Source organism: Paeniglutamicibacter quisquiliarum (assembly GCF_019084045.1).
Taxonomy (GTDB): Bacteria; Actinomycetota; Actinomycetes; order Actinomycetales; family Micrococcaceae; genus Paeniglutamicibacter; species Paeniglutamicibacter quisquiliarum.
The window spans coordinates 31224-54899 of sequence record NZ_JAHRED010000004.1; the positions used below are offsets into that span (position 1 = coordinate 31224).

General features: G+C 69.0%; 17 protein-coding genes. 7 read left to right on the top strand and 10 right to left on the bottom strand.

Going from position 1 to position 23676, the window contains the following annotated elements; genetic code table 11:
* The first annotated feature begins 60 nt into the window (after window positions 1-60).
* Together KRR55_RS09050 and KRR55_RS09055 are read left to right on the top strand one after the other, a co-directional pair.
* Window positions 61-1851 carry an NAD(P)-binding domain-containing protein gene (locus KRR55_RS09050; RefSeq protein ID WP_217388767.1) on the top strand — a complete coding sequence of 597 codons (1791 nt, stop codon included), beginning with the start codon at window positions 61-63 and terminating at the stop codon, window positions 1849-1851.
* Between the two features lie 60 nt (window positions 1852-1911).
* Complete coding sequence (locus KRR55_RS09055) at window positions 1912-4377, top strand: TOTE conflict system archaeo-eukaryotic primase domain-containing protein (protein WP_336245074.1); 2466 nt, start codon at window positions 1912-1914, stop codon at window positions 4375-4377.
* Window positions 4378-4453: 76 nt separating this feature from the next.
* On the opposite strand, the gene KRR55_RS09060 is transcribed toward KRR55_RS09055, so the two are convergent.
* Together KRR55_RS09060 and xsc are read right to left on the bottom strand one after the other, a co-directional pair.
* A complete protein-coding gene (locus KRR55_RS09060) occupies window positions 4454-5791 on the bottom strand; it encodes an NAD(P)/FAD-dependent oxidoreductase (protein WP_217388768.1) in 1338 nt (445 codons plus the stop codon).
* A gap of 179 nt (window positions 5792-5970) precedes the next feature.
* Window positions 5971-7776: a sulfoacetaldehyde acetyltransferase gene (xsc, locus tag KRR55_RS09065; RefSeq protein WP_217388769.1), complete on the bottom strand. Its 1806-nt coding sequence runs from the start codon at window positions 7774-7776 to the stop codon at window positions 5971-5973.
* 191 nt (window positions 7777-7967) lie between these two features.
* On the opposite strand from xsc, the gene KRR55_RS09070 reads away from it, so the two are divergent.
* From KRR55_RS09070 to KRR55_RS09090, 5 genes are all read left to right on the top strand, one after another.
* Window positions 7968-8807, top strand: a complete 840-nt coding sequence (locus KRR55_RS09070; protein WP_217388770.1) for an IclR family transcriptional regulator — start codon at window positions 7968-7970, stop codon at window positions 8805-8807.
* 5 nt (window positions 8808-8812) lie between these two features.
* Window positions 8813-9799 carry an AAA family ATPase gene (locus KRR55_RS09075; protein ID WP_217388771.1) on the top strand — a complete coding sequence of 329 codons (987 nt, stop codon included), beginning with the start codon at window positions 8813-8815 and terminating at the stop codon, window positions 9797-9799.
* Window positions 9800-9816: 17 nt separating this feature from the next.
* Entirely contained in the window at window positions 9817-11535 is a 1719-nt protein-coding gene (locus tag KRR55_RS20650) for a cobaltochelatase CobT-related protein (RefSeq protein ID WP_217388772.1), read from the top strand.
* 160 nt (window positions 11536-11695) lie between these two features.
* Window positions 11696-12118, top strand: a complete 423-nt coding sequence (locus KRR55_RS09085; protein ID WP_217388773.1) for a DUF1801 domain-containing protein — start codon at window positions 11696-11698, stop codon at window positions 12116-12118.
* Window positions 12119-12216: 98 nt separating this feature from the next.
* Window positions 12217-12684 (top strand): 2'-5' RNA ligase family protein, encoded by a 468-nt coding sequence (locus KRR55_RS09090; RefSeq protein WP_217388774.1) that lies wholly within the window; start codon window positions 12217-12219, stop codon window positions 12682-12684.
* 70 nt (window positions 12685-12754) lie between these two features.
* On the opposite strand, the gene KRR55_RS09095 is transcribed toward KRR55_RS09090, so the two are convergent.
* The 8 genes from KRR55_RS09095 to KRR55_RS09130 form a co-directional block, all read right to left on the bottom strand.
* Complete coding sequence (locus KRR55_RS09095) at window positions 12755-14218, bottom strand: protein adenylyltransferase SelO (RefSeq protein WP_217388775.1); 1464 nt, start codon at window positions 14216-14218, stop codon at window positions 12755-12757.
* 213 nt (window positions 14219-14431) lie between these two features.
* Entirely contained in the window at window positions 14432-15514 is a 1083-nt protein-coding gene (locus KRR55_RS09100) for a YeiH family protein (RefSeq protein ID WP_217388776.1), read from the bottom strand.
* A 123-nt stretch (window positions 15515-15637) separates the two neighbouring features.
* Window positions 15638-17194 (bottom strand): APC family permease, encoded by a 1557-nt coding sequence (locus tag KRR55_RS09105; protein WP_217388777.1) that lies wholly within the window; start codon window positions 17192-17194, stop codon window positions 15638-15640.
* 81 nt (window positions 17195-17275) lie between these two features.
* Window positions 17276-18289 carry a phosphotransacetylase gene (locus KRR55_RS09110; RefSeq protein ID WP_217388778.1) on the bottom strand — a complete coding sequence of 338 codons (1014 nt, stop codon included), beginning with the start codon at window positions 18287-18289 and terminating at the stop codon, window positions 17276-17278.
* 22 nt (window positions 18290-18311) lie between these two features.
* Window positions 18312-19706 carry an aspartate aminotransferase family protein gene (locus KRR55_RS09115; RefSeq protein WP_217388779.1) on the bottom strand — a complete coding sequence of 465 codons (1395 nt, stop codon included), beginning with the start codon at window positions 19704-19706 and terminating at the stop codon, window positions 18312-18314.
* A 165-nt stretch (window positions 19707-19871) separates the two neighbouring features.
* A complete protein-coding gene (gene alr, locus KRR55_RS09120; RefSeq protein ID WP_217388780.1) occupies window positions 19872-21053 on the bottom strand; it encodes an alanine racemase in 1182 nt (393 codons plus the stop codon).
* A gap of 142 nt (window positions 21054-21195) precedes the next feature.
* Window positions 21196-22659 carry a MocR-like pyridoxine biosynthesis transcription factor PdxR gene (pdxR, locus tag KRR55_RS09125; RefSeq protein ID WP_336245075.1) on the bottom strand — a complete coding sequence of 488 codons (1464 nt, stop codon included), beginning with the start codon at window positions 22657-22659 and terminating at the stop codon, window positions 21196-21198.
* Between the two features lie 58 nt (window positions 22660-22717).
* Window positions 22718-23614 (bottom strand): universal stress protein, encoded by an 897-nt coding sequence (locus tag KRR55_RS09130; RefSeq protein WP_217388782.1) that lies wholly within the window; start codon window positions 23612-23614, stop codon window positions 22718-22720.
* Window positions 23615-23676 lie beyond the last annotated feature (62 nt).

The following is a 23676-nucleotide window of genomic DNA, read 5'->3' on the forward strand; positions in this document are numbered from 1 at the left end:
GAACTGTGACCCAGCTCATAGCATCATCTCCATCGCAACACGCTTTCGAAGGAGACGGACATGACTGAAGACAACGCCGGCACCGTGGCAGGGCAATGGCTCGGCGAGCTGGAACGTGCACTGGAGGCAGGCAACACCGAAGCGGCGGCTGCCCTCTTCGGCGAGGAATCCTACTGGCGGGACCTGTCCGCGCTGACCTGGAACCTGCACACCTCCGAGGGCCGTGAACAGATCAAGGACATGCTCGACGGGGTCGGGCCCGACGCCTGGCCGCGGAACCTGGCCGTGGTCTCCGCCACCGAGGGCGACGGCGTGATCGAGGCCTGGTACACCTTCACCAACAAGTCGATCGACGGCAAGGGGCTGCTGCGGCTGCGCGACGGCAAGTGCTGGACGCTGCTCTCCACCGCGCAGGGCCTGCGCGAGTTCCCCGAACCCGCGGGGGCGCTGCGCGAACGCGGGGCTGACCACGGGTCGGAGATGTCAAGCGAGAACTGGCTGGACAAGCGCACCCGCCGCGAGGCGGAATTCGGAATCGCCGAACAGCCCTACGTGCTGGTCATCGGCGGCGGCCAGGGCGGCATCGGCCTCTCCGCCCGGCTCAAGCGCCTGGGCGTCCCGGCGCTGGTCATCGACAAGCACCCCCGCCCGGGCGACCAGTGGCGATCGCGCTACCACTCGCTGTGCCTGCACGACCCGGTCTGGTACGACCACATGCCCTACATTCCCTTCCCCGACCACTGGCCGGTGTTCACCCCCAAGGACAAGATGGGCGACTGGCTGGAGCACTACACCCGGCTCATGGAGCTCGACTACTGGTCCAACACCGAGGCCACCTCCGCCACCCACGACGCGGCCACCGGCACCTGGACGGTCCGGCTCATCCGGGAGGGCCGCGAACACACGCTGAATCCCGCGCACGTGGTCATCGCCACCGGCATGTCCGGGATCCCCAACATCCCCTCCTTCGAGGGCAGCGACGCGTTCGCCGGGGAACAGCACCACTCCTCCACGCACCCCGGGGGCGAGGCGTACCGCGGCAAGGACGTGGTGGTCATCGGCGCCAACAACTCCGCCCACGACATCTGCGCGGACCTGGTGCACAACGGCGCCAGGCCCGTGATGGTGCAGCGCTCCAGCACCCACATCGTGCGCTCGGAGTCCCTGATGAACACCGTGCTGGGCCCGTTGTACTCGGAGGAGGCGCTGGCCAACGGCATCGACCACGAGACCGCCGACTTGATCTTCGCCTCCATCCCGTACAAGGTGCTGCCCGAATTCCACCGCCCCGCCTTCGAGAAGATCCGCGCCGACGACGCGGACTTCTACCAGGGGCTCGCCGACGCCGGGTTCGACCTGGACTTCGGCGACGACGACTCCGGGCTGTTCCTGAAGTACCTGCGCCGCGGCTCGGGCTACTACATCAACATCGGCGCCTCCGAACTGGTCGCCGACGGGTCCATCGCCCTGGCCCACGGCGACGTGGCGCACCTGACCGAGGACTCGGTGGTGCTTACCGACGGCACGGTGCTGCCGGCGGACGCGGTGGTCTATGCCACCGGCTACGGGTCCATGAACGGCTGGGCGGCAAAGCTCATTTCCCAGGACGTGGCCGATGCGGTGGGCAAGTGCTGGGGCCTGGGCTCGGACACCACCAAGGACCCGGGCCCGTGGCAGGGCGAGCTGCGCAACATGTGGAAGCCGACGCGGCAGGAAAACCTGTGGTTCCACGGCGGGAACCTGCACCAGTCCCGGCACTATTCCAAGTACCTGGCGCTGCAGCTCAAGGCAAGATTCGAGGGAATCGACACCCCGGTCTACGCGCTGGCCGAAACGCACCACACCTCCTGAAGACGGTCCCGGTGCCCCGATTTCCCGCGGACTGTCGGGGCACCGGGGCACAATGGTGGTGTGAGCCCCACGCAACGCGATCCAGCCCAGCCGGAGTTGCCGCTGGATGTTGAATCGGTCCAGGGCGCGGCACCGGCCGACACCCACGCCCACGACAGCTCCCGGGAAGCTGCCGGCGTGCGGCGCGAGCTTGAGCAACTGCGCATCGACAACGCCCGGCTGCGCAAGCTGTTGTCCCTGGGTGTTTCCGAGGCGCGGGCGGCGGCCCCGGCCCAGGGGGAACTCGCGCTGCGCCCCTCGGGCCCGGTCACCGCCGGTTCCCCGGAAGCCGAGAAGATCCGGCTCTACATGGATCTGTTCCGCACCCGCACCGACGTCTTTGCGCTGCGCTGGGAAAATGCGGCCGAGGGAAAGGCCGGCTGGGTGCCGGCCGTTCCCGGGGGCTGGCGCAAGTGGATGGACCGGGAATCCGCCGCCTACACGAAGTTGACCCCGAGCGAGGTCGAGGGCCACCTGCGGGGCAGGCAGCACATCGGGCTCTACCCGTTGACGGCGCGGGACACCTGTTTCTTCGTGGCCGCCGACTTCGACGGGGACGCCGCGATGCTCGATGCGCTGGCCTACCTCAAGGCCGCGCGCCACCGGAACATCCCCGCCGCCCTGGAGGTCTCCCAGTCCGGGCGCGGCGCTCATGTGTGGATCTTCTTCGCCCAGGAGGTTCCGGCCGAGTCCGCGCGGGGGCTGGCCAGCGCGCTGCTTCACGAGGCCATGGGCATCAGGGGCTCAATGTCGCTGCGCAGCTATGACCGGCTCTTCCCCTCCCAGGACAGGCACACCGGCAAGGGCATGGGCAACCTGATCGCCGCCCCGCTCAGTGGAAAGCGCCGCCGGCACGGGACCACGCTCTTCCTCGACACGGCAACGCTGGAACCCTATGAGGACCAGTGGGCCTATCTCTCCGGCCTCGGGCGGGTGAGCGCGGGCGAGTTGAAGTCGCTGTTGCGGGCCCTGCCGGCACCCGTCACCGGGCGCAAGACGCGCCTGGAGGTGCCGGCCTCCTCCAAGATCTCCCCCCGCCCGGCACCCTTGGTCAACGCGGTGATCGGTGCCCGCATCACGCTGCGTTCCACGGACCTGGGCCCTGCCATGGTCACCGCGCTGAAGCACGCGGCGGCCCTGCCCAACCCCGACTTCCACGAGCGCCAGCGGCAGCGGCGCTCCACCTGGGGCATCCCGCGCTTCCTCACCAGCTACGACGAAACCCTCGAGGGCGACCTCATCCTGCCCCGCGGGCTGCTGCCCATGCTGGAAAAGCTGGTGGAAACCGCCGGCAGCCGCCTCCTGCTCACCGACAACCGCGTCGCCGGCAAGCCCGGGGATTTCGCCTTCACCGCAACCCTGCACCCCGAGCAGCAGCGGGCGTTCAACGCGCTGCGGGCCCGCACCCACGCGGTGCTGGTCGCGGCACCGGGCAGCGGGAAGACCGTCATGGCCTGTGCCCTGATCGCGGCAAAATCGGTCTCCACCCTGGTGCTGGTGGACCGCAAGGCGCTGGCGGACCAGTGGCGCGGAGAGATCCTCACGTTCCTCGGCGAGAAATCCGGCCAGATCGGCGGCGGTAAGTCCAAGACCACCGGCCGCATCGACGTGGCGCTGCTGCCCACCCTGGCCCGGCGCAAGAACGTCGCCGAGCTGACCGCCGGGTATGGGTTCGTGGTCGTGGACGAGTGCCACCACGTGCCGGCCGCCGCCTTCAGCCAGGTCATGAACCAGATCCCCGCGCGCTCCTGGCTGGGGCTCACGGCCACCCCGTACCGGCGCGACGGGCTGGAGGAGCTGATCTTCCACCAACTGGGCACCTTCACCCATGAATTCGCCGCGCCGCGCCACGGGGAACTGCCCCAAGGCGCCGCCGAACACCCCGCCCCGGCCCTGCGGCTGCGCCTCCACGACACCGCGTTCGACTTTGCCGGGGACATCGACCCGAGCGCGCCCGGCGGCATCGCGCAGATCTACAAGGTGCTGATCGAGGACGGGGCACGCCTGGCTCAGGTCGTCGGCGACGTCGCCGAGGCCCACGCGCAGGGCCGGCAGATCCTGGTCCTCTCCACCTGGAAGCGCCACCTGCAGCTGCTCGCCGACGGGCTGCGGGCCGCCGGGCTCGAGCCCATCGAGCTCACCGGCTCGCTGAAGACCGGGGAACGGCGCGAGGCGATCGCCCGGATCAACTCCGCCCCGGCCGACCAGCCCCTGCTGGTGCTGGGCACCGGGTCGCTGATCGGCGAGGGCTTTGACTGCCCGCGGCTTGACACCCTGTTTTTGGCCGCGCCGGTTTCCTTCAAGGGCCGGCTCGTCCAGTATGCGGGTCGCGTTACCCGCCCGTACCCGGGCAAGGATACCGCGGTGGTGCACGACTACATCGATGTGCTGACCCCGGTGATCGCCCGTGCCTACGACAAGCGCTCCGCCGGATACCGGGAGCTGGGGTTTTCCGCGGCGCCCGGCACCGGGAAGGCGTCCGGGTAGGTGGGCGGCGCGCCGGCCATCCCCGTCACCAAGGGATGTCCGGCGCGCCGCCGCCGTCGTTGCGCCGGGTCGCCACCTAGCGCAACGGGTTGAAGTGCCGCATGACGGCCGGGGTCGATCCCCCGGTGATCGAGGCGGCAAGCATCTTGCCGGTCAGCGGGCCCAGCGCCACGCCCCACATGCCGTGGCCTCCGGCCACGTGCACGCGCGGGGAGCGGGTGGCGCCGATGAGCGGCAGGCCGTCGGTGGTGCAGGGCCGCGACCCTACCCATTCCTCCTGGCGGTCCTCCCAGTTGATGCCGGTGAACAGCGGGGAGGCGGCCGCCACGATGGCCTCGATTCGCTTGGGCTCCAGCGGGTGGTCCGCGTCGCGGAACTCCATGGTCCCCGCCACCCGGAACCTGTCCCCCAGCGGGGTGCAGGCCACGCGCTGGGCGGGGAAGTAGATCGGGTGGGTCGGCATGACCTCGGGGACCACGGTGAAGGAGTAGCCGCGCCCGGCCTGCACCACGCGCCTGACGCCGAACTTCCGCGCCAGCTTGCCCAGCCAGGCGCCGGTGGCAATGACCACCGCATCGGCGCCCTGGATCCGGCCCTGTCCGTCCACGACCTCGACGCCGTGGGCGTGTTCGCGGACGTCGGCCACCTCGAAGTCGGTGACGATTTCTCCGCCGCGGGCAATGACCGAATCGGCCAGGGAGTCCATGAACTTGGGCGGGTTGATGAAACGCTGGTGGTGGATCGCGACGCCGGCCTTGACCCCGTCGCCCAAGGTGGGCTCCATGGCCCGGATGTCCTCGGCGCCCAGCAGGTCGAATTCGACCTCGCCGCCGGAGGCGCGGATGCCCTCGAATTCATGGAGCAGCCCGTCTCGGTCCTTGAGGCTCTTGAAGCCGGTCAGGAAGGGCTCGGCCGGCCGGGTGGGTTCCACCACGCCGGTGCCCAGGGTGGCGGTGCCGCCGTCGTTGCCCGGGGCGCCGGGCCCGTTGACCGAGCCAGCCTTGCCGATCCTGCCGATGGAACTGGCCTCGGAGATCTCGTCGAAGGCGTCCAACCCGGTGGTCCCGATCTCGCTGAAGACCGCCATGGCCTCGCGCCACTTGCCCGGGGTGCAATGCCGGGCGAAGCCCAGCAGGAAGCGGATCAGCGAGGGCTTGGCGGAGAGCGGAATGTAAAGCGGGGAGGCCGGGTCGAACATGGTCTTCAGGCCATAGGTGAGCACCGAGGGTTCGCTCAGCGGAAGCGTCAGCGCCGGGGTGAGCCACCCCGCGTTGCCCCAGGAGGAACCCGCGGCCACGCCGTCGCGGTCCAGCACGGTGACCTTGACCCCGCGTTCCTGCAGGTACCAGGCCGTAGACAGGCCCACCATGCCCGCACCGATGACAACCACGTGTTCCGGACTCGTTGTGCTCATTTCACGCTCCACTCTCTTGCTTGCCGCGCCCCCGGGGCGGACGTCGCTGTCCGCGGGGGTGCCCGGCCGAATTGCCGATGTTCAATGTCTGGGGGGTGGCCGGGAGTGCGCCGGAGGGTGTGCCCACCCTCCGGCGCACTCCCCCCGGCCACGGGGGGTCGTGCGGATGGAACTGCGGTTTAGACGTAGTCCTTGTACTTCTCCAGGTGGCGGACCGGGGTGGAGAGCGCGTCACGGCGGAACGGGTCGCCCAGTTCGCGGGTGCACATGATCTCGATGACGGTGGTCTTGCCGTCGACCATCTGGTTGTTCAGGGCTTCCTTGAGTGCCGACCCGACGTTTTCCAGCTTGTCCACGACGATGCCCTCGGCACCCATGCTGCGGGCCATCTCGGCGAAGGACTCGCCGTTGTCCAGCTCTCCGGCGATGAATCGGCGGTTGTAGAACTCGACCTGGTTCTTCTTCTCCGCTCCCCACTGGCGGTTGCGGAAGACGATCGCGGTGACCGGGAGGTCGTGGCGGACCGCGGTGAGGACCTCGCCCATGCTCATGGCCCAGGCGCCGTCGCCTGCGTAGGCGATGGCCGGGCGGTGCGGGGCCGCGGCCTTGGCCCCGATCATGGTCGGCAGTGCGTAGCCGCAGTTGCCGAAGGACATGGGTGCGAAGAAGCTGCGCGGCTTCTCGAAGCGCAGGTAGCTGTGCGCCACGGAGTTGATGTTTCCGATGTCGGTGGAGATCATGACGTCGTCCGGCATGGCCTTTTCCAGTTCGCGCAGCACCTGGCGCGGGTGCAGCCAGTTGCCCTCTTCACCTTCTGCCTCGGCGATCACGTCGAGTGAGTACTCGTCCTGCTCGTGGGTCCACTCGGAGAGCTCCTGCTCCCAGGCTTCCTTTTCGGCCTTGATGTTCGCTGCGCGTTCGGCCTTGGTCGCATCCGATGCCAATTCGATGCCCTCGAGGCGCTTGGAGAGCTCAATGGCAACCGCCTTGGCATCTCCGGTGATTCCGACCGCAATCTTCTTCACCAGTCCGAGCTTGGTGTGGTCCGCATCGATCTGGATGATCTTGGCCTCGGTCGGCCAGTAGGCCTGGCCGTACTGCGGCAGGGTGCCGAACGGGCCAAGCCGGGTACCCAGCGCGATCACGACGTCCGCCTGGGAGATGAGCTTCATCCCGGCCTTGGATCCCTGGTAGCCCAGCGGGCCCGCCCAAAGCGGGTGGCTGGCCGGGAAGGAGTCGTTGTGCTGGTAGCTGTTGACCACCGGTGCGCCGAGGCGCTCGGCGAGGGCCTTGGCTTCCTCGACGCCGTCTGCCATGACCACGCCGCCGCCGGAGACAATGACCGGGTTCTTGGCGGTCTTGAGCAACTCGATGGCCTCGTCGAGGGACTTGGTGCCGCCGGCGCCGCGGTCGACGCGGCGCGGGGCGGGGATCTCGGTGATGGACTCGCCGTAGAAGTAGTCGCGCGGGATGTTCAGCTGGGTCGGGCCGTTTTCGCTCATCGCGCGGTCGAAGCAGCGGGCGGTGAATTCGGCCATGCGGTTCGGGTGCGTGACATGGCCCTGGTACTTGGTGAATTCCTGGAACATCGGCAGCTGGTTGGCCTCCTGGAAACCGCCCAGGCCGATGGTGTTGGTTCCGGCCTCCGGGGTGATGATCACGACCGGGCTGTGGGCCCAATAGGCGGCGGCGATGCCGGTGACGCAGTTGGAGATGCCCGGGCCGTTCTGCCCGATGACCACGCCGTGGCGGCCGGAGGCGCGGGCATAGCCGTCGGCCATGTGGGCAGCGCCCTGTTCGTGCACGACGGGCACCAGGCGGATGCCTGCCGGGGCGAAGATGTCCATGGCGTCCATGAAGGCAGAGCCCATGATGCCGAAGATGTCGGTGACATCGTTGGACACCAGCGTCTCAACGAAGGCTTCCGACGACGTCATCTTCTGCGCGCCCTTGACGACCTCGCGGGATGTGGCCTTTTCAGTCATTACTAGTCTCCTTCGGGGATCAAGACGTCGCGATCACGCAAAGTCTCAAAAAATGATTCAAACTGCTCCCAAAAACGGGATTGATGTCAAAGCTATGCGACACATCTCACATCCGTCAAGCTTCTATTCCATTTATTCTTCGTCCTGATACGATTTAATGAAACTTCGCACATCGGCAGATTGGATCGATCATGGAAAATCTCACGGAACCGGATCTCGGGCCCGCGGGCGCTGTCCAGGGGGAGACACCGGCCCTGCGCCTCTTCGCCCTGCTTGAGCTGATCACCACGCGCGACCAGCTCTTCACCCTGCAGTCGCTGGTGGACCAGACCGGCCTGCCCAAGCCCACGCTGCACCGCATGCTCCAGCAGCTCGAGGGCGCCAATCTGCTCACGCGGCAGTCCGACGGCCGGCACTACGGCACCGGTTCGCGCATGCGCCGCATGGCAGAGGACGTGCTGCTCAACGACACCCGGCACGGCACCCGGCACGCCATCCTTCGGGGACTGGTCGACGAGATCGGCGAGAGCTGCAACATCACCGCGCTGTCCGGAAACGAGGTCATCTACCTTGACCGCGTCGAGACCAACGAGCCCCTGCGTGTGCACCTGGGGCCCGGTTCCCGGGTTCCGGTGCATTGCTCGGCCAGCGGAAAGCTAATCCTTGCCCAGTTTGGGCCCACCCAGCGCGAACGCGTCCTGGCCACCGGGCCGCTGCAGCGCTTCACGGCCCACACGCTGACGGACAAGGCGGAAATCGAGGCCGAACTGGCCCGGATCCGGATCGACGGCTACGCCGAAGACCGCCAGGAATACCTGGACGGGCTGGTCTGCCTCGCCGTGCTGGTTCCCAACCCTGCGGGGCGCTCGAACCTCTGCGTCGCGGTGCAGGCGCCCATGATGCGCAAGAGCTCGGCCGACCTGCTCAAGCTGCTGCCTGCACTGCGCCGGGCCGCCGAGAGCATTTCGCGCATCGAAGACCATGCGGACTTGGGTTCCCCCGAGTCCGAGCCCATGGCGGTGGGGTGGTGAGGCAGATGAACCATGAAGCCGCCGCCCTCCCGCAGCAGGAGCTGGTCCCGGTCCGCGAGATCTTCGGCATCGACAGCGGCCTGCGGGTCCCCCGATTCACCGAAACCTCCGAGCACGTCCCCGTCCTCGACCCCGCCTACCGATTCAACCCGGATGCCACCCTGGCCATCCTGGCCGGCTTCACCCACAACAGCCGCGTCATGATCCAGGGCCTGCACGGCACCGGAAAGTCCACGCACATCGAGCAGGTTGCCGCCCGGCTGAACTGGCCGCTGATGCGGGTGAACCTCGACGGGCACATCAGCCGCCTGGACCTGGTCGGCAAGGACACCGTGGTGATCCAGGACGGCTCCCCGGCCACCAGGTTCCAGGAGGGCGTGGTCCCCTGGGCCATGGTCCAGCCCATGGCCCTGGTCTTCGACGAGTACGACGCGGGGCGGCCCGATGTCATGTTCGTGATCCAGCGGCTGCTCGAGCGCGACGGCGGATTCACCCTGCCGGACCAGAACCGCGTCATCCGCCCGCACCCGCACTTCCGGCTCTTTGCCACGGCAAACACCGTCGGACTGGGAAACCTCAACGGCCTCTACCACGGGGTGCAGCGCCTGAACCACGCCCAGCTGGACCGCTGGAACATCGTCGCCGCCCTCGACTACCTTCCGGTGGACGAGGAGGTCGCGATCGTTGCCGCCCGCGTCCCCGCACTGGCGGCAACCCCGGAAGGAGAGGACCTGATCCGCTCCATGGTGGAGGTTGCCAACCTGACCCGCGACGGCTTCGCCGCCGGGGACATCTCCACCCTGATGTCGCCCCGCACGGTGATCACCTGGGCGGAAAATGTCTCCATCTTCCGTGATCCGGCGCTGGCCTTCAGGCTCTCCTTCGTCAACAAGTGCGACGAGGCAGAGCGCTTTATCGTCTCCGAGTACTACCAGCGCGCCCTGGCCACCGAACTCGACGAGTCCTACGCGCTCGTTCCCGTCGGGGCCTAGGACAGACCCGGCACCCCGTGAGTGCAGCCCAGGCCACTGAACGCCGCGCCCAGGAAATCAGGGAGCTGTGCGCCGCGTCCCTGCGTGCCCTCGGCGCCGATCCGCGGCTTGAATTGCTCGGTTCCCGCCCCTACCGCGGCACCGACGTGCTTCCGTTCAATGCCCCGCACCTCTTTCCGCCGGCAGCGGGGGCAGCCTTCGAGTCGTTTCGCGGCGCCGCCGACGGGATGGCCCTGCGCGCGCTGCATTCGGACACCGCCGCGCATCTGGCCCTGCTCCCGCATTCCCCCAGCGCCCGGCTGGTTTTTGAGGTGCTGGAACAATTCCGCTGCGAATCCCTGGCCACCCTGCCCGGGGTCACCGCCAACCTCCGGGCCCGGCACGTCGCCTGGTCCAAGGAATACCTTGCCTCCGGCCTCACCGAAACCGCCCTGGGCATCCTCCTCTACACGATCTTCCAGGTGACCCGCTCGCGGATCAGCGGCGAGCCGGTGGTCCACGAATCCGAGGACCTGATCGAGGCGACCCGCGCGAACCTGTCCTCGACCCTCGGCCCGTTGCTCCCGCCCCTTCGCCGGCACAAGCGCAGCCAGGCCGACTTCGCCCCCCACGCACTGCTGGTCGCCGATCTCGTCGCCGAGGCCGTCAGTGCCCTGGAGTCCCGGGCACCGGCCCGCACAACGGCCAGGGCCAGGCAATCGACGGCAGCCGACTTCTCCCTGCTGGTTGACGTCGAGCACGATGCCGCTGCCATCGGGGCCCTGGGAACCGGAACCAGCAGTACGCTGGCCAGAGCCGCAAACGGCTACGCGGTCTTCACCTGTGCCCATGACAAGGTGTCCCCGGCCACCGCGCTGGTGCGCGAGGAGCTGTTACGCGGCTACCGCGAACGCGTCGCCGAGCGGGTGCGCACGGAGGCGGTGAATGTGGCGATGCTGGCCCGGAAACTCCAGGGACTGCTCTGCGTTCCGGAGCGCTCCGGCCACGATTCCGGCGCGGAGGAAGGGCTGCTCGACGCAACCCGGCTGGGCCAGCTCATTGCCTCCCCCACCGAGCGGCGGCTTTTCAAGACCGAGCGGTTCGAACCCTCCGCCGCGGCGACGCTGACGTTCCTGGTGGACTGCTCCGGCTCGATGAAGGAACACTCGGAGGGACTTGCGGCGTTCCTTGACGTGTTGGTGCGGGCGCTGGAGCGCATCGACGTGCCCTGCGAGGTGCTCGGCTACACCACCGGGGCGTGGAACGGCGGCCGGGCGCTGAAGGACTGGCGCCGCGCGGGAAGCCCGCAGCACCCCGGGCGGCTCAACGAACTCAGCCACCTGGTCTTCAAGGATGCAGCGACCCCGTGGCGCACCGGGCGCCTGGGGCTTGCCGCCATGCTCAAGTCGACCCTGTATCGCGAGGGCATTGACGGGGAGGCCGTGCGCTGGGCTCTGGGCCGCCTTGAGGCCGGAAGCGAAGGGCGCAGGATCCTGGTGGTGGTCTCCGACGGCAGTCCCGCGGATGGTGCCACGGCAAACGCCAACGACGAAAACTACCTGCAGCACGATCTCGCAAACGTGCTCCACGAGGCCGAGGCGGCCGGTCGGGCAACTGTCGTCGGGCTGGGCCTGGGGCTGGACATGAGCCCCTATTTCAGGCGCAGCACCATCCTGGATGCGCAACGGCTGGGCGGTTCGGAAACAGTGCGTGACCTCCTGGTCCTGCTGGAACATTCGCTGCGCGCCACGCGCTGATCGCGCGAGAACCAAGCAACGCGCACCGGCCAACGCCACCACTCTCCACGGCCGGCGGCCTTGGGTGCCTGGCCGCCGCGGTCCGGGGGGCGCCGGCACTGGGGGTCTTCACCGGGCCGGCGGTACGCTGGGGTTGTCCACCACCATCGCGAGGAGACCCATGGCAGCGAAGCCGCCCGCAATGTCACCGTCGGACCTTCCTGTTGCCCAGGTGCTTGACCGGACCACGGGGCCACGTCGCGCCGAGGCCGAGGAACTGCTCGAGCTGCTCGGCGAGATCAGCGGCGAGCAGCCCGTCGTGTGGGCGGGCCGCATCATCGGCTTCGGAGAGTACGAGTACCGCTACGAGAGCGGACGCGGGGGACGCTCCCCCGTGCTCGCCTTCGCGCCGGGCCCGACGAAGCACACGATCTACCTCGTCAACGATTTTTCACAGCGCTGGCCCGACCTGATGGCCCGGCTCGGCAAGCACCGTGCCAGCAAGGTTTGCCTGTACCTCACACGGTTGACCGGGGTGGATCGCAGCGCACTGCGCCAACTTCTGGAACACTCACTCGCCGAGACCCGGCCCCCGGGGCGCTGAACACCGGAAGATCCCCAACGGCCGCGGCGCTCGGAACAGGAACCGGCCACGGGCTGCCTGCCCGTGGTCCCGCCGTGGCCATGGGCCTATCCTGAACCATGGGTGTCTACGTTCTTGTTGCCTTTGTCGTTCCGGCGCGGGCCGGCTTGGTCTTCCCCCGGTCCGGCTGGCCGCTGCATATCACCCTGGTTCGCTTCGACACGCGGGAAAGCGCCGAGGTCGTACGCGCCCGGCTCGATGGCGTGCTGCCGGCGCGGCTGGGCTTTGGCGTGCGCGTGGGCCCGGACGCGCAGTTCGGCCGCGACGGGTCGGTGCCGGTCTCGCTGGTGGAACCGGAGCCGGCCCTGCAGCGGCTTCACACCGCCGCGCTGGAGGCCCTGGGAGAGCAGGTCCACCTGCCCGGGGCACGGCACAACGGCCCGAATTACCGCCCGCACGTCACCCATGCCGACACCCGCCTGCGGCCCGGGGACCGGGTCCAGATCCGGCAGGCAGCGCTGGTGGACATGCGTCCGGACAATGATCCTCGGCTGCGGCGGGTACTGGCCGTCTGGGAACCGGCGTAGAACAGGATCCGCCGCGGCCCGACGCCACGGCATTGAGCCGGGGCATGACCGGTATGGTCCGCCTTCAGGCTCAGGTTCCGCAGAACGTCCGGTAGGGGCCGAAGCCCTCCGGGGCCGCGGCGGCGAACCGCTCGAGGCCGGGACGCTCCTGGAAGGGTGCCGTGAGCGCTGCCAGAAGTTGCGAGAACGGCTCCTGGTCGCCGTCGACGGCGGCAGCGAGCGCCTCCTCGACGAGGTGGTTTCGCGGGATGTAGACGGGGTTTCTCCGGTCCATCAGGTCCGCGTCCGGTTCCAGTGCCCGCCAGCGCTGCGCCCAGGCGTCGAACGCTGCCGGGGAGGGGAACATGGAGCGCGCGGACCCGGCGTCACCCCGCGCGGCCCTGCCCAGGCTCAGGAAAAAGGACGTGTAGTCCACGCGGCCTTCCTGCAGGAGGGTGAACAATTCCCCGGTGAGTGAGGTGGCTGATTCATCGTCGAGACCGTCGGCCAGGCCGAGCTTGGCTTTCATTCCGTCCAGCCACGCGGCGCTGTACCGGGTGTGGAAGGTGCCGAGGGATTCCTGTGCCAGGGCAACGGCCTGCTCCTGGTCCTCGTGGAAGAGGGGCAGGAGTGATTCCGCGAGTCGGGCGAGGTTCCACTGCGCCACGAGCGGCTGGTTGCCGTAGGCGTAGCGCCCGGTTTCGTCGATCGAGCTGTAGACCGTGGCCGGATCGAAGACGTCCATGAAGGCGCACGGGCCGTAGTCGATGCCCTCCCCCGAGATGGTCATGTTGTCCGTGTTCATGACGCCGTGGATGAACCCCACCAGCATCCATTGGGCCACCAGCGCTGCCTGTGCCGCGAGCACCGCCTCGAACAGGGCGAGATAGGGGTTCTGCGCCTCCGCCGCTCCGGGATGGTGGCGCGCGATCGCATGGTCTGCCAGTCGACGCAGCAGGGCCTCGTCGTCCATGGCCCGGGCATATTGGAAGCTGCCCACCCTCAGGTGGCTGCTGGCCACCCGGGTCAGCACCGCTCCGGGCAGCATGGTCTCGCGGCTCACCGGCCGTCCCGTCGCCACCACGGCCAGGGAGCGCGTGGTGGGAATGCCCAAGGCGTGCATCGCCTCGCTGATGAGGTATTCACGGAGCATCGGGCCGAGGGTGGCAAGGCCGTCACCGCGGCGGGCAAACGGCGTGCGCCCCGAGCCCTTGAGGTGGATGTCCCGCAGGCGGCCCTCGGCATCGGCGATCTCGCCGAGCAGGAGCGCACGGCCATCGCCCAGACGCGGCGAGTAGGAGCCGAACTGGTGGCCGGCATAGCCCTGCGCCACCGGGGTGGCGCCATGGGGCAGCGCGGTGCCGATCAGCAGCCCAAGGCCCTCGGCATTGCCCAGGGACTCGGGGTCGAGGCCCAGCTCGGCGGCCAGCGGCCCATTGAGCACGACCAGTCGCGGATCCGGAGCCTGTCCGGCCTGCCACGGAACGGCCAGCTCGGGAAGTTCACGGGCAAATTGGCCGTCCAGGATGACGGTTGATGTTGCGTCGACGCTCATCTTTCAAGGGTACCTTCGACATCTGGCCGCAGGTGCGGAAAGACCGATGGTTGCCACCACCGAGCGCTGTGCCCAATGCGGCCCCCGGGCGCTCGGCAACGGCGCGCCACCACACCGGAAAACGGGGAAGGACGCCCCCGCCGGCAAACCGAGCCGACGCACGCGCCCTTGCCTCCCTGTCCCCGCGGCGTGGATCGAGCCGCAGCCCGTGCCCTACATCTGCAGCAACAGGACTCCCGCGTAGCCGAGTCCGGCAATCAGTGCCCAGGAGCTCAGCGCCATAAGCAGGGAGGCACCCCTCGAGGCAAAGAGCTGGCGGATCCGCACCGCCGAGCCCAGGCCGAAGAGCGCGGCGGCCAGGACCACGTCCTGCACGATTGTCGCCACCTCCAGAACTTCCACCGGCACGTCGAAGATCGAGCGCACCGCCACCAACGCCACGAAGCCGATGATGAACAGCGGGACGATCGGTGGCAGCTTCAGCCCCTCTTCCCCGCCGTCCGCCCGGCCCTTGCGCCTGCCGATGATGCCTGCGGCGGCGACCATCGGGGCCAGCGTCAGCACGCGGGTGAGCTTGATGACGATGGCGATGGCCAGTGCCGAGGTTCCTGCGGTCTGCGCGGTGGCCACGACCTGTCCGACGTCGTGCACCGAGGCGCCGACCCATTGGCCGAAGGCCTCCGGGCCCAGGCCCAGCGGACCTGCGAGCAACGGCAGCACGGCAATGGCCAGCGTTCCGCACAGGGTCACCAGCGCCACAGGGATCACGGTGTCTTCGTCCCGCGACCTGCGCACCGCGCTCATCGCGCCGATGGCCGAGGCGCCGCAAATGGAGAAGCCGGTGGCGACCAGCAGCGGCTGGTCCCCGGGAAGCCGGAACGCCTTGCCCAGCAGATAGGTCCCGCCGAAGGCCAGCAGCACGATCAGCACCACCACCCCGAAGGTCGCCCAGCCCAGCTCCAGCACGTCGACGATGCTCAGTTTCAGCCCCAGCAGCACGATGCCTGCGCGCATGAGTTTCTTCCCGGCGAATCCCAGCCCCTTCTTCCAGGGGCCTTCCACCAACCTGCCGGTCCCCGGGAGGTTGGCGGCCAGGATGCCCAGCACCACGGCCGTGGTCATCACCGGGATCGAGGGCACAAGCAGGTGGACCAGGAAGGACAGCGGGACCACCACGGCGCAGGCGGCCAATCCTGCCCAATGGCTAGAGATCCCGGCGCGGATGCGTCCGGAGGGCGCCGCGGAACCGGTCTCGACCGGGGGCTGCACGGCAGGCTCGTGTGTTTGATGCACCATGAAGGTGGCTCCTTCGAAAATTTCCTTGCCGCGGTGCGGCCGCGGGCCCCGGGTTCCTGCCGCCGGGGAGTGCGGCCGCACCGCGCACAAGGTGTTGGGTACGGTTCCTATTCTGCCCTCTTGTCAGGCTCCCGGCGTCGCCGCCCGGCTCCCGGACTTGAGCTTGGTGCCGTCCGGGCGCGGGGCCCCGAGCACCAGGATGTCGACCTGCTCGTCGGACAGGGTCTTGTTGTGCCTGCGGCGCATCAGGAAGAACACGACGCCCAGCAGGGTCCAGACGGCCAGCGCCGTCATGGATTCCTTGCCCAGCATGCCCGGGGACCCGGGGACGAGCAGCAGCGCCATGAAGACCAGGGCGGTGATGGCGCCCAGCGCACTGAGCACCTTCTTGGAGGTCGAGCGGGTGCCTTCGAGGTCTCCGGGGCGCTCGATGGAGTTGGTCGGGCGGAAGATCTTGAACGCGCACAGGCAGGTATAGAGGTAGGCGACCGTCACACCCACCGCGGACATGTCAACGACCCAGGTCAGTGCCGCGCGGCCGAACCACGGGCTGATCAGGCAGACGGTTCCGACGAAGATAACGCCGACGTACGGGGTCTTGTACTTGGGGTGCAGGCGAGCGAACATCTTGGGGACCATCTGCGCCCGGCCCATTCCCAGCAGGATGCGGCTGGCGGAGACGTAGAAGCCGTTCAGGCCGGTGCTCACACCCATGGTGATGCCGATGGTCAGCAACAGCAGGCCGGACCCGCCCAGCACTCCTGTCAGCGCGTCCGCGGTGCCCCAGGCCGAATCGCCTGCCACGAGGGCCTCCCACGGGGCGGCCATGGCGACCGCGGCGATCATGGCCGCGTAGAGCAGTGCGGCGGCAAGCAGTGCCAGCACGATCAGCTTCATGGCCTTGGCCGGCGGGAAGTCGAATTCCTCGGCCGCCTGCGGCACGTTGTCGAACCCAATGAAGGCCCAGGGGGCGATCGCGACGATCGCGGCAATCGCCGCGACCGGGTTCACGCCCTCCGGGAAGGCAGGAACCGCGTTGGAGAAGACCACCTGCGGGCTGGCGACGACGGCCACCAGGATGCAGGCCACCGCGACGAGCATGATGACGCAGGCAATGAACTGGATGCGGCCCGAAAGCGCAGTGCCTCGGATGTTCAGGTAGGCAAAGACCGCCAGCGCGGTCATGGAGATCAAGATCTCGACGATGTACACGTCCCAGCCGGCCACCGTGTAGAGGTAGCCCTGCTGCACGACGTCGGGCATGAGCTTGCGGAAGAGCAGCGCCAGCGCCGAGGCGTTCAGCGCCACGATGCAGGTGTAGCCCAGGGTCAGGAACCAGCCGCAGAAGAAGGCGTGGGTGCGCCCAAAGCCGACCAGGGCGAAGGCGAGCTCGCCGCCGGAGACCGGGAACGACTTGATCAGGAAGCCGTAACTGACGGCGATCAACACCATCAGTGCGCCGCCGATCAGGAAACCGGAGATCGCTCCGAGCGGCCCTCCCATGGCCAGCCAGTCGGTGGGCAGGATGAAGGCGCCCCAGCCCACCGCGGAACCCAGGGCAATGGCCCAGACCCAGTGGGCCTTGAGTGTTTTTTCCATGCGCTCGGGCTGGCCGCTGTCCGGACCTGGCGTTGCCGCTGCCATGGGCGTTACCACCGTCTTGTCTGTTGTGGCTTTCATTTTAACCTCGTTCTCGGGTGGTGGCGGCGATGCCACCGCTTGCGAAGACCTGTCACCCCGGAAGGGGGGCGGACCGGTGGGTCAAGATTTTTGGGACTGCATCATGCTGATGAGTGAAACGTTGACGATGTCCGCGACGCTTGCGCCGCGGGACAGGTCGTTGACCGGGGCGGCCAGCCCCTGCAGGATCGGTCCGTAGGCCTGGGCGCCGCCGAGCCTCTGGGTGATCTTGTACCCGATGTTTCCGGCCGCCAGGTTGGGAAAGATGAAGACGTTTGCGTGTCCGGCCACCGTTGAGCCCGGGGCCTTGGATGCGGCAACCGATTCCAACAGGGCGGCGTCGAATTGCAGTTCCCCGTCGATGCTCAGCGTCGGCTCGGCCGCCCGGACCAGGGCGGTTGCCGCGCGGACCGTGGAAATGGTTTCGTGCTCCGCGGACCCGGCGGTGGAAAAGGAGAGCATGGCGACCGCCGGGTCCTCGCCGGTGAGGATCCCGAAGGTCCGTGCCGTGGCGCGGGCGATGTCCGCCAGTTGCCCGGCGTCGGGGGTCGGGATGACGGCGCAGTCACCGTATCCCACATAGCGCCCGTCGGCCAGCCGCATCAGGAAGGAGGAGGAGATGGTGCCGTTGCCCGCGTCCGTGCCCACCACGCGCAGTGCCGCACGCAGCACGTCGGCGGTGGGGCGGGTGGCCCCGGCGACGGCGGCCGCGGCCAGTCCCGCCGGGACCGCCGCGACCGCCAGGAACAGCGGGTCCTCCATCCACCCGGCGGTCTTGGCGGGGCCGAGGCCCGCGACCCTGGCCGCCAGGTGGGCCCCGGCGGCGCCCTCGCGCAGTTCGGCCACGTCCATGACCGTGGTCGCACCGGTGAGCGTGAGGCCCTCCCGGACCGCCATCACCTTGATGCGCTCGTGCCCGCCGACCAGGATGGCGGGCACGCCGATCTCGTTCAGCACGCCGGCGGCGGCGATGGCCCGCGGATCATGCCCATCGGCAAGGATGACAGGTCCGCGGGAGCCGGCGGCGGGGCCGGCCAGGAATCGGGCCAGGATGTTTTCGTCGACGCCCGCGGGTCTCACCGTTGCAATGGCCATGGGACGGTTTCCTCCCCGGATCCTAGACCGCGGCCAAGGTGACGGCTGGCGACTTGAGGTAGCTGTCGGCGGCGCCCATCACGTGGTCGACCTTCTCCAGCAGGTCGTCCAGCACGTCCTGGTCCGCGACCAGCGGCGGGGAAAGCACCAGCATGGTGGCGCCGCGGTTGTCCGGGCGGGTGATCAGGTTGACCTCGCGCATGGCCTTGGGCATGACCCGGGTCAGCAGGTCCTTGGATTCCTCGGCTGTGAGTTCGCGCCCGGTTTCCCGGTTTCCGGTGAGCTCGATGGCGTAGAAGAACCCCGTCCCGCGATATTCCTTGATGCTGGTGTGCGCCGAGACGATCTTGTCCAGGCCGTTCTGGAAGTACGGTTCCAGGCTCCGGACGTTGCCGACGACATCCTCTTCCTTGAGCGCCGTCATGTTGGCCACCGCCACCGCGGTGGAGACCGGGTGGCCTCCCCAGGTGGCGCCGTGGGTGAACATGCCGGCCAGCGGCGAGGCAAGCATGGCGTCGGCCAGCGGCTTGCGGATGATGACCCCGCCCAGCGGCGCGTAGCCGGAGGTGGAGCCCTTGGCAAAGGTGATCAGGTCCGGGACCACGCCGTACTTGATGCTGCCGAACCACTCGCCGAGGCGGCCGAAGCCGGTGATGACCTCGTCGGCAACGAGCAGGATGCCGTGCTCGTCGCAAATGGAGCGCAGTTCCTGCCAATAGCCTGCCGGCGGGACCAGCGCGCCGCGGGAGTTCTGCACCGGCTCGGCGAAGAGCGCGGCGATGGTGTGGGCGCCTTCGCGGGCGATCACCTCGCGGATGGCCTGGATGGAGGGCAGGTCCGCGGCGGAGCCGCCCTCGGGGACGACCTCGCCGAGGGTGTTGGGAACGTGGAAGACTCCTGGCATCAGGGTGCCGAAGGCCTCCTTGTAGGCGGGGATCCCGGTGACGGCCAGGGCTCCGAGGGTGGTGCCGTGGTAGGCCATGTTGCGGGCGATGATCTTGGTGCGCTCGGGTTCGCCCTGGCCGCGGTGGTACTGGCGGGCGAACTTGATGGCCGACTCGACGGCCTCGGATCCGGAGTTCACGAAGAACACGACGTCGAGGTCGCCCGGGGCCAGCCCTGCGATGAGCGTGGCGGCGTCGACCGCGGCCGGGTGGGCCGAACCCCAGTTGGTCCAGTAGGCCAGACGCGACATCTGCTCGTACGCGGCCTTCGGGATGTCCTGCCGGCCGTGGCCGATGTTGGCGCAGAAGAGCCCGGCCAGCCCGTCGAGGAACTTGTTGCCGTCCTCGTCGAAGAGGTAGCTTCCCTCGCCCCGGGTGATGATCGGCAGGTTCGGGTCGTTCCACACCTGGCCTGCGGTGAAGTGCGGGTAGAGATGCCGCTGTGCACGATTGCGGATATCTGAGTTGGTCACGAGACCCCTCCATTCAAAGTTTTCCTGTCAGGGCCCCGGGTGTCTTCTCGACCCGGGGATCCCCGCACCATCCGACGATGCGGTGTGGTGTGTATCACTCTGCCCTTGTGCTGGGCCCTTTCCCAGACCCAAATTGGCGTCACTTTCTAGGTACCAGATGCGCCCCTACACGTAGATCCGCGGCACTCTGGTCCCCACGCGCGTCAGCACCTCGTAGGGAATGGTCCCGGAGGCCTGTGCCCACTGCTCGACATGCGGCTCCCCGGCGTCCCCGGGGCCGAAGAGCAACGCGGCGTCGCCGGGCGCGACGTCGTCGTCGGCCACGTCGATGACGAACTGGTCCATGCAGACCCGGCCCAGCACCCGGTAGCGCCCGGCCCCGACCTGGACGGGGCCGGCGGAGCTTGCGCTGCGGAAGACCCCGTCGGCATAGCCCAGCGGGACGACCGCCAGCGTCGTCTCGCGCTGCGTGGATTCGGTGTGCCCGTAGGAGATCCCGGCATCGGCCGGGGCGCGCTTGGTCTGCACCACCGCAGCGCCCAGGGTCATGGCCGGGCGCAGCGCCGGGCAGGTGCCGCGCTCCGAAACCGGCAGCGGGTTCACCCCGTAGACGGCGATGCCGGTCCTGACCATGTCGAAGTGGGCCTCCGGGGTCGCGAGCGTGGCGGCGGAGTTGGCGATGTGGCACAGCCCCGGGTCCAGCCCGAGGGACCGCGCCGCGTCGATGGCCTGCCTGAAGACCCGCAGCTGCGCCGCCACCGAGGGGTGTCCGGGCTCGTCGGCGCAGGCCAGGTGGGACCAGATGCCCGCCACCCGGATCCGGCCGGCGGCCTCCAGCTCCCGGGCCGCGGTGCACAGCGCGGGCCAGTCCCCGATGGTGGCCCCGCCGCGCCACATGCCGGTGTCGATCTTCAGGTGGATCCGGGCCGCCGCCCCGGCGTCCTGCGCGGCGGCGGCGATCTCCCGCAGCTGCGCCACCGAATACGCGGCAAGCTCGATGTCCTCGGCGATGGCCCGGGCATAGGGGGCGCCGGGGGCGGCCAGCCAGGAAAAGAGCGGGGCGCTGATTCCCGCGGCGCGCAGCGCGAAGGCTTCCTCGAGCACCGCGGTGCCGAGGTAGTCCGCTCCCCCGGCCAGGGCCGCGCGGGCAGCGGGCACGATGCCGTGGCCGTAGCCGTCGGCCTTGAGCACCGCCAGCAGCCTGGCGCCGTCGGCGACCTTGCGCAGCGCCCGCACGTTGGCGGAGATGGCAGCGGTTTCAATGTAGGCGGCCCGTTGCGGCACCGTCCCGGGTGCGGCCAGCGGGCCCGGTGCGTGGTTGTTTTCGAGCGTGCCGGAGAGATTCATGGCGACTTCCTTGTCGTGGGGATGGGTGCGCGCGGCGAGGTGCCCGCGTTAGGTTCTACTGTTGTGCAGGGACGCTGCGGGGCACAGATCCAGATCGGGTGGGGTTCAATGGGTCCACCGGCCGGGCTGGAGGGGGACGGCGCTAGCCGGCGAGCCTGGCGATGACGCGGCCCAGCTCCTTGATGCCCGGGCGGATGGCCTCGAGCTTGATGGCGGCAAAGCCCAGGCGGAAGTGGTTGCGGTTGGCGCCGGGGTCATCGAAGAAGACGTCCCCGCGCTCGATGACGACCCCGGCCTCCAGCGCCCGGGCCGCCAACTGCACGCAGTCCAGGTCCGCGGGTCCGGTGATCCAGATGCTGACCCCGCCCGGGGGCGCCACGACCTTCCAGGGCACGAATTCCTCCAGCGCCTCGGTGAGCACCTGCCACTTGCGCTGCAGTTGGGTGCGGCGCCGCGAGATCGTGCGGTGGTACTGGCCCGATTCGATCAGCAGCGCCATGGCGCGCTGCGGATGGCCGGGGATGTGCCGGATCTTGTAGCGCCGCTGGTTGCGCAACTCGGTGATCAGCTCCGCCTCCGCGACCAGGTAGCCCATGCGCAGCCCGGGGGCCAGGAACTTGGTGAAGGACCCCAGGTAGATCACGTGCCCGGAGTTCGGCAGGGCCTTCAGCGCCGGGGTGGGCTTGCCGCGGTAGCGGAACTCGGAATCGTAGTCGTCCTCGATGACCAGTGCGCCGGCCTCGCGGGTCCCGGCCAGGATCTGCTGGCGCCGGCTGCCCGAGAGGGTGACGTTGGTGGGGCTGTGGTGGCTGGGCGTGAGGTAGAGCAGGTCCAGGTCCCCGAACCGCTCCGGAGGCACCAGCCCGTGGTCGTCAACCGCCAGCGGACGCAGCGTGGCCCCGGTGCGCGCGAAGGTGTGCCGGGCATCGACGTACCCCGGGTTCTCGACCCCGACCACGGTGTCGCGGCCCATCATGGTCTGCGCCAACAGGTCCAGGCCCTGCTGGGAACCGGCGGTGATCAGGATGTTTTCCGGCCCCGCCTGGATGCCGCGGGCCGGCAGGACCCGCTTGCACAGCACCTCGACCAGGTACGGGTCGTCCTCGTCCACCGAGTCGCGCAGCGAATAGAACAGGTGCGGTGGATCCAGGGCGTCGCGCAGCGCCCGCGACCAGGCCAGGCGCGGGAAATCGCGCTCGTCGACCTGCCCTGCCACAAACGGGTAGGGGTAGGTGGACCAGTTGCGGACCTTGGTGATCTCGGGCATGCCGGCGTCCTCGCGCGGGCGGATGTGCCGGGACCAGTCGACGGACGTCCCCTCGGCCGTGGCGGCGGCGCCGTCGAGTGCGCGGTTGTGCAGCATCCGGGTGTTGATGAAGTAGCCGCGCCGCGAGCGGGACTCGATCATGCCCGAGGCGAGCAGTTCCTGGTACGCGGAGTTGACGGTGTTGCGCGAGAGCCCCAGTTCGCGGGCCATCTCGCGCGAGGAGGGCAGCGGCTGCTCGGGCACCAGGGTGCCGACGAGGATCTGGTGCTCCAGCGCCTGCCGCAGCTGCCGGTAGAGCGGTTCGCCGGACTCCGTGGAGACCGCAATGGGCGCCCGCACCCCGTCGCGCGCTTCCGGCCGAGGCCGCCGGGTTTCCCGGTTCGCGGGGGGCCGGGCCCTAGACGTGCCCATGGTTGGCGCCCGCCGGGACCTGGATATGGAAGCGCGGGACGACCACGATGGGCACCGGCAGGGCGCGCAGCATCTTGTTCGCGGTGGATCCCAGGAAGATCCGGCTCCGCTCCGCCAGCCGGCTGGAGCCAAGCAGGACGATCTCGGACTCGTCCCAGTCGAGGGCGTCGACGGCGGCTTCGGTCGAGCGGCCCTGGGCGACGTCGGCGGTGACGATCGTCCGGTTCCGCACGCCCGCGACGGCCGTCTCCAGTGTTTGCCGGGCGTGGGCGCGCGCCGCCTCGATGCGGTCGCCGTGGTGCTTCTCGCCGTCCATGGCCACCAGGGAGACCAGCCGCAGCGGAACGTGGCGGATGGCGGCGGAATCCACTGCTGCCTCCAGCACCGAATCCGCCCCGGCGCGGGTGCCCAGGGCACAGGTGATGCGGGTGATTTCCCGGGGCGGGAGGTAGCCCGAGGGCGCCAAGGCCACCGGAACCGGCGAGGAATGCAGCAGGGCGTTGGCCACGGAGCCCACGGTGAACCGGCGCAGCGGCCCGGTGCTGGCGGCACCCACCACCACCAGGTCCGCCTTGAACGCTGCCACCGCCTCGAGCAGGCCCTCGGCCATCGAGGCGGCAAAGCGGATGTGGGTCCGCGCCACCATGCTGGAGGGCACGAGCGCCAACGCCCGGTCCATCCATTTTTGGGCGGCCTGCTGGAGAAACTCCTGGTACACGCGCTCGTTGCGGGTGACGGCCTGGGCAGGCGGGACGCCGGGGATGATGTGGACCAGCTCGATCTCGGCGCCCAGGGGTGCGGCCAAGGACCGGGAGAGCGCCAGGGCCAGCGAGATGGCCTCGCGGCCGCGCTTGTCCTCGGTGCATCCAACGACATACCTCATGGCGTGGGTTCCCCCTTTACTGGGAGTCGGTGCGGGATGTTCACCTCATGACTACCAGTTCG

Bases quoted from the DNA above. Each gene is read 5' to 3' on its own strand.
- KRR55_RS09050 (WP_217388767.1), top strand. From the start codon at position 61: ATGACTGAAGACAACGCCGGCACCGTGGCAGGGCAATGGCTCGGCGAG.
- KRR55_RS09070 (WP_217388770.1), top strand. From the start codon at position 7,968: ATGGAAAATCTCACGGAACCGGATCTCGGGCCCGCGGGCGCTGTCCAG.
- KRR55_RS09060 (WP_217388768.1), bottom strand. From the start codon at position 5,791: ATGAGCACAACGAGTCCGGAACACGTGGTTGTCATCGGTGCGGGCATG.
- KRR55_RS09100 (WP_217388776.1), bottom strand. From the start codon at position 15,514: ATGGTGCATCAAACACACGAGCCTGCCGTGCAGCCCCCGGTCGAGACC.
- alr (WP_217388780.1), bottom strand. From the start codon at position 21,053: ATGAATCTCTCCGGCACGCTCGAAAACAACCACGCACCGGGCCCGCTG.
- KRR55_RS09075 (WP_217388771.1), top strand. From the start codon at position 8,813: ATGAACCATGAAGCCGCCGCCCTCCCGCAGCAGGAGCTGGTCCCGGTC.
- xsc (WP_217388769.1), bottom strand. From the start codon at position 7,776: ATGACTGAAAAGGCCACATCCCGCGAGGTCGTCAAGGGCGCGCAGAAG.
- KRR55_RS09095 (WP_217388775.1), bottom strand. From the start codon at position 14,218: ATGAGCGTCGACGCAACATCAACCGTCATCCTGGACGGCCAATTTGCC.
- KRR55_RS09085 (WP_217388773.1), top strand. From the start codon at position 11,696: ATGGCAGCGAAGCCGCCCGCAATGTCACCGTCGGACCTTCCTGTTGCC.
- KRR55_RS09110 (WP_217388778.1), bottom strand. From the start codon at position 18,289: ATGGCCATTGCAACGGTGAGACCCGCGGGCGTCGACGAAAACATCCTG.
- KRR55_RS09090 (WP_217388774.1), top strand. From the start codon at position 12,217: ATGGGTGTCTACGTTCTTGTTGCCTTTGTCGTTCCGGCGCGGGCCGGC.
- KRR55_RS09105 (WP_217388777.1), bottom strand. From the start codon at position 17,194: ATGAAAGCCACAACAGACAAGACGGTGGTAACGCCCATGGCAGCGGCA.
- KRR55_RS09130 (WP_217388782.1), bottom strand. From the start codon at position 23,614: ATGAGGTATGTCGTTGGATGCACCGAGGACAAGCGCGGCCGCGAGGCC.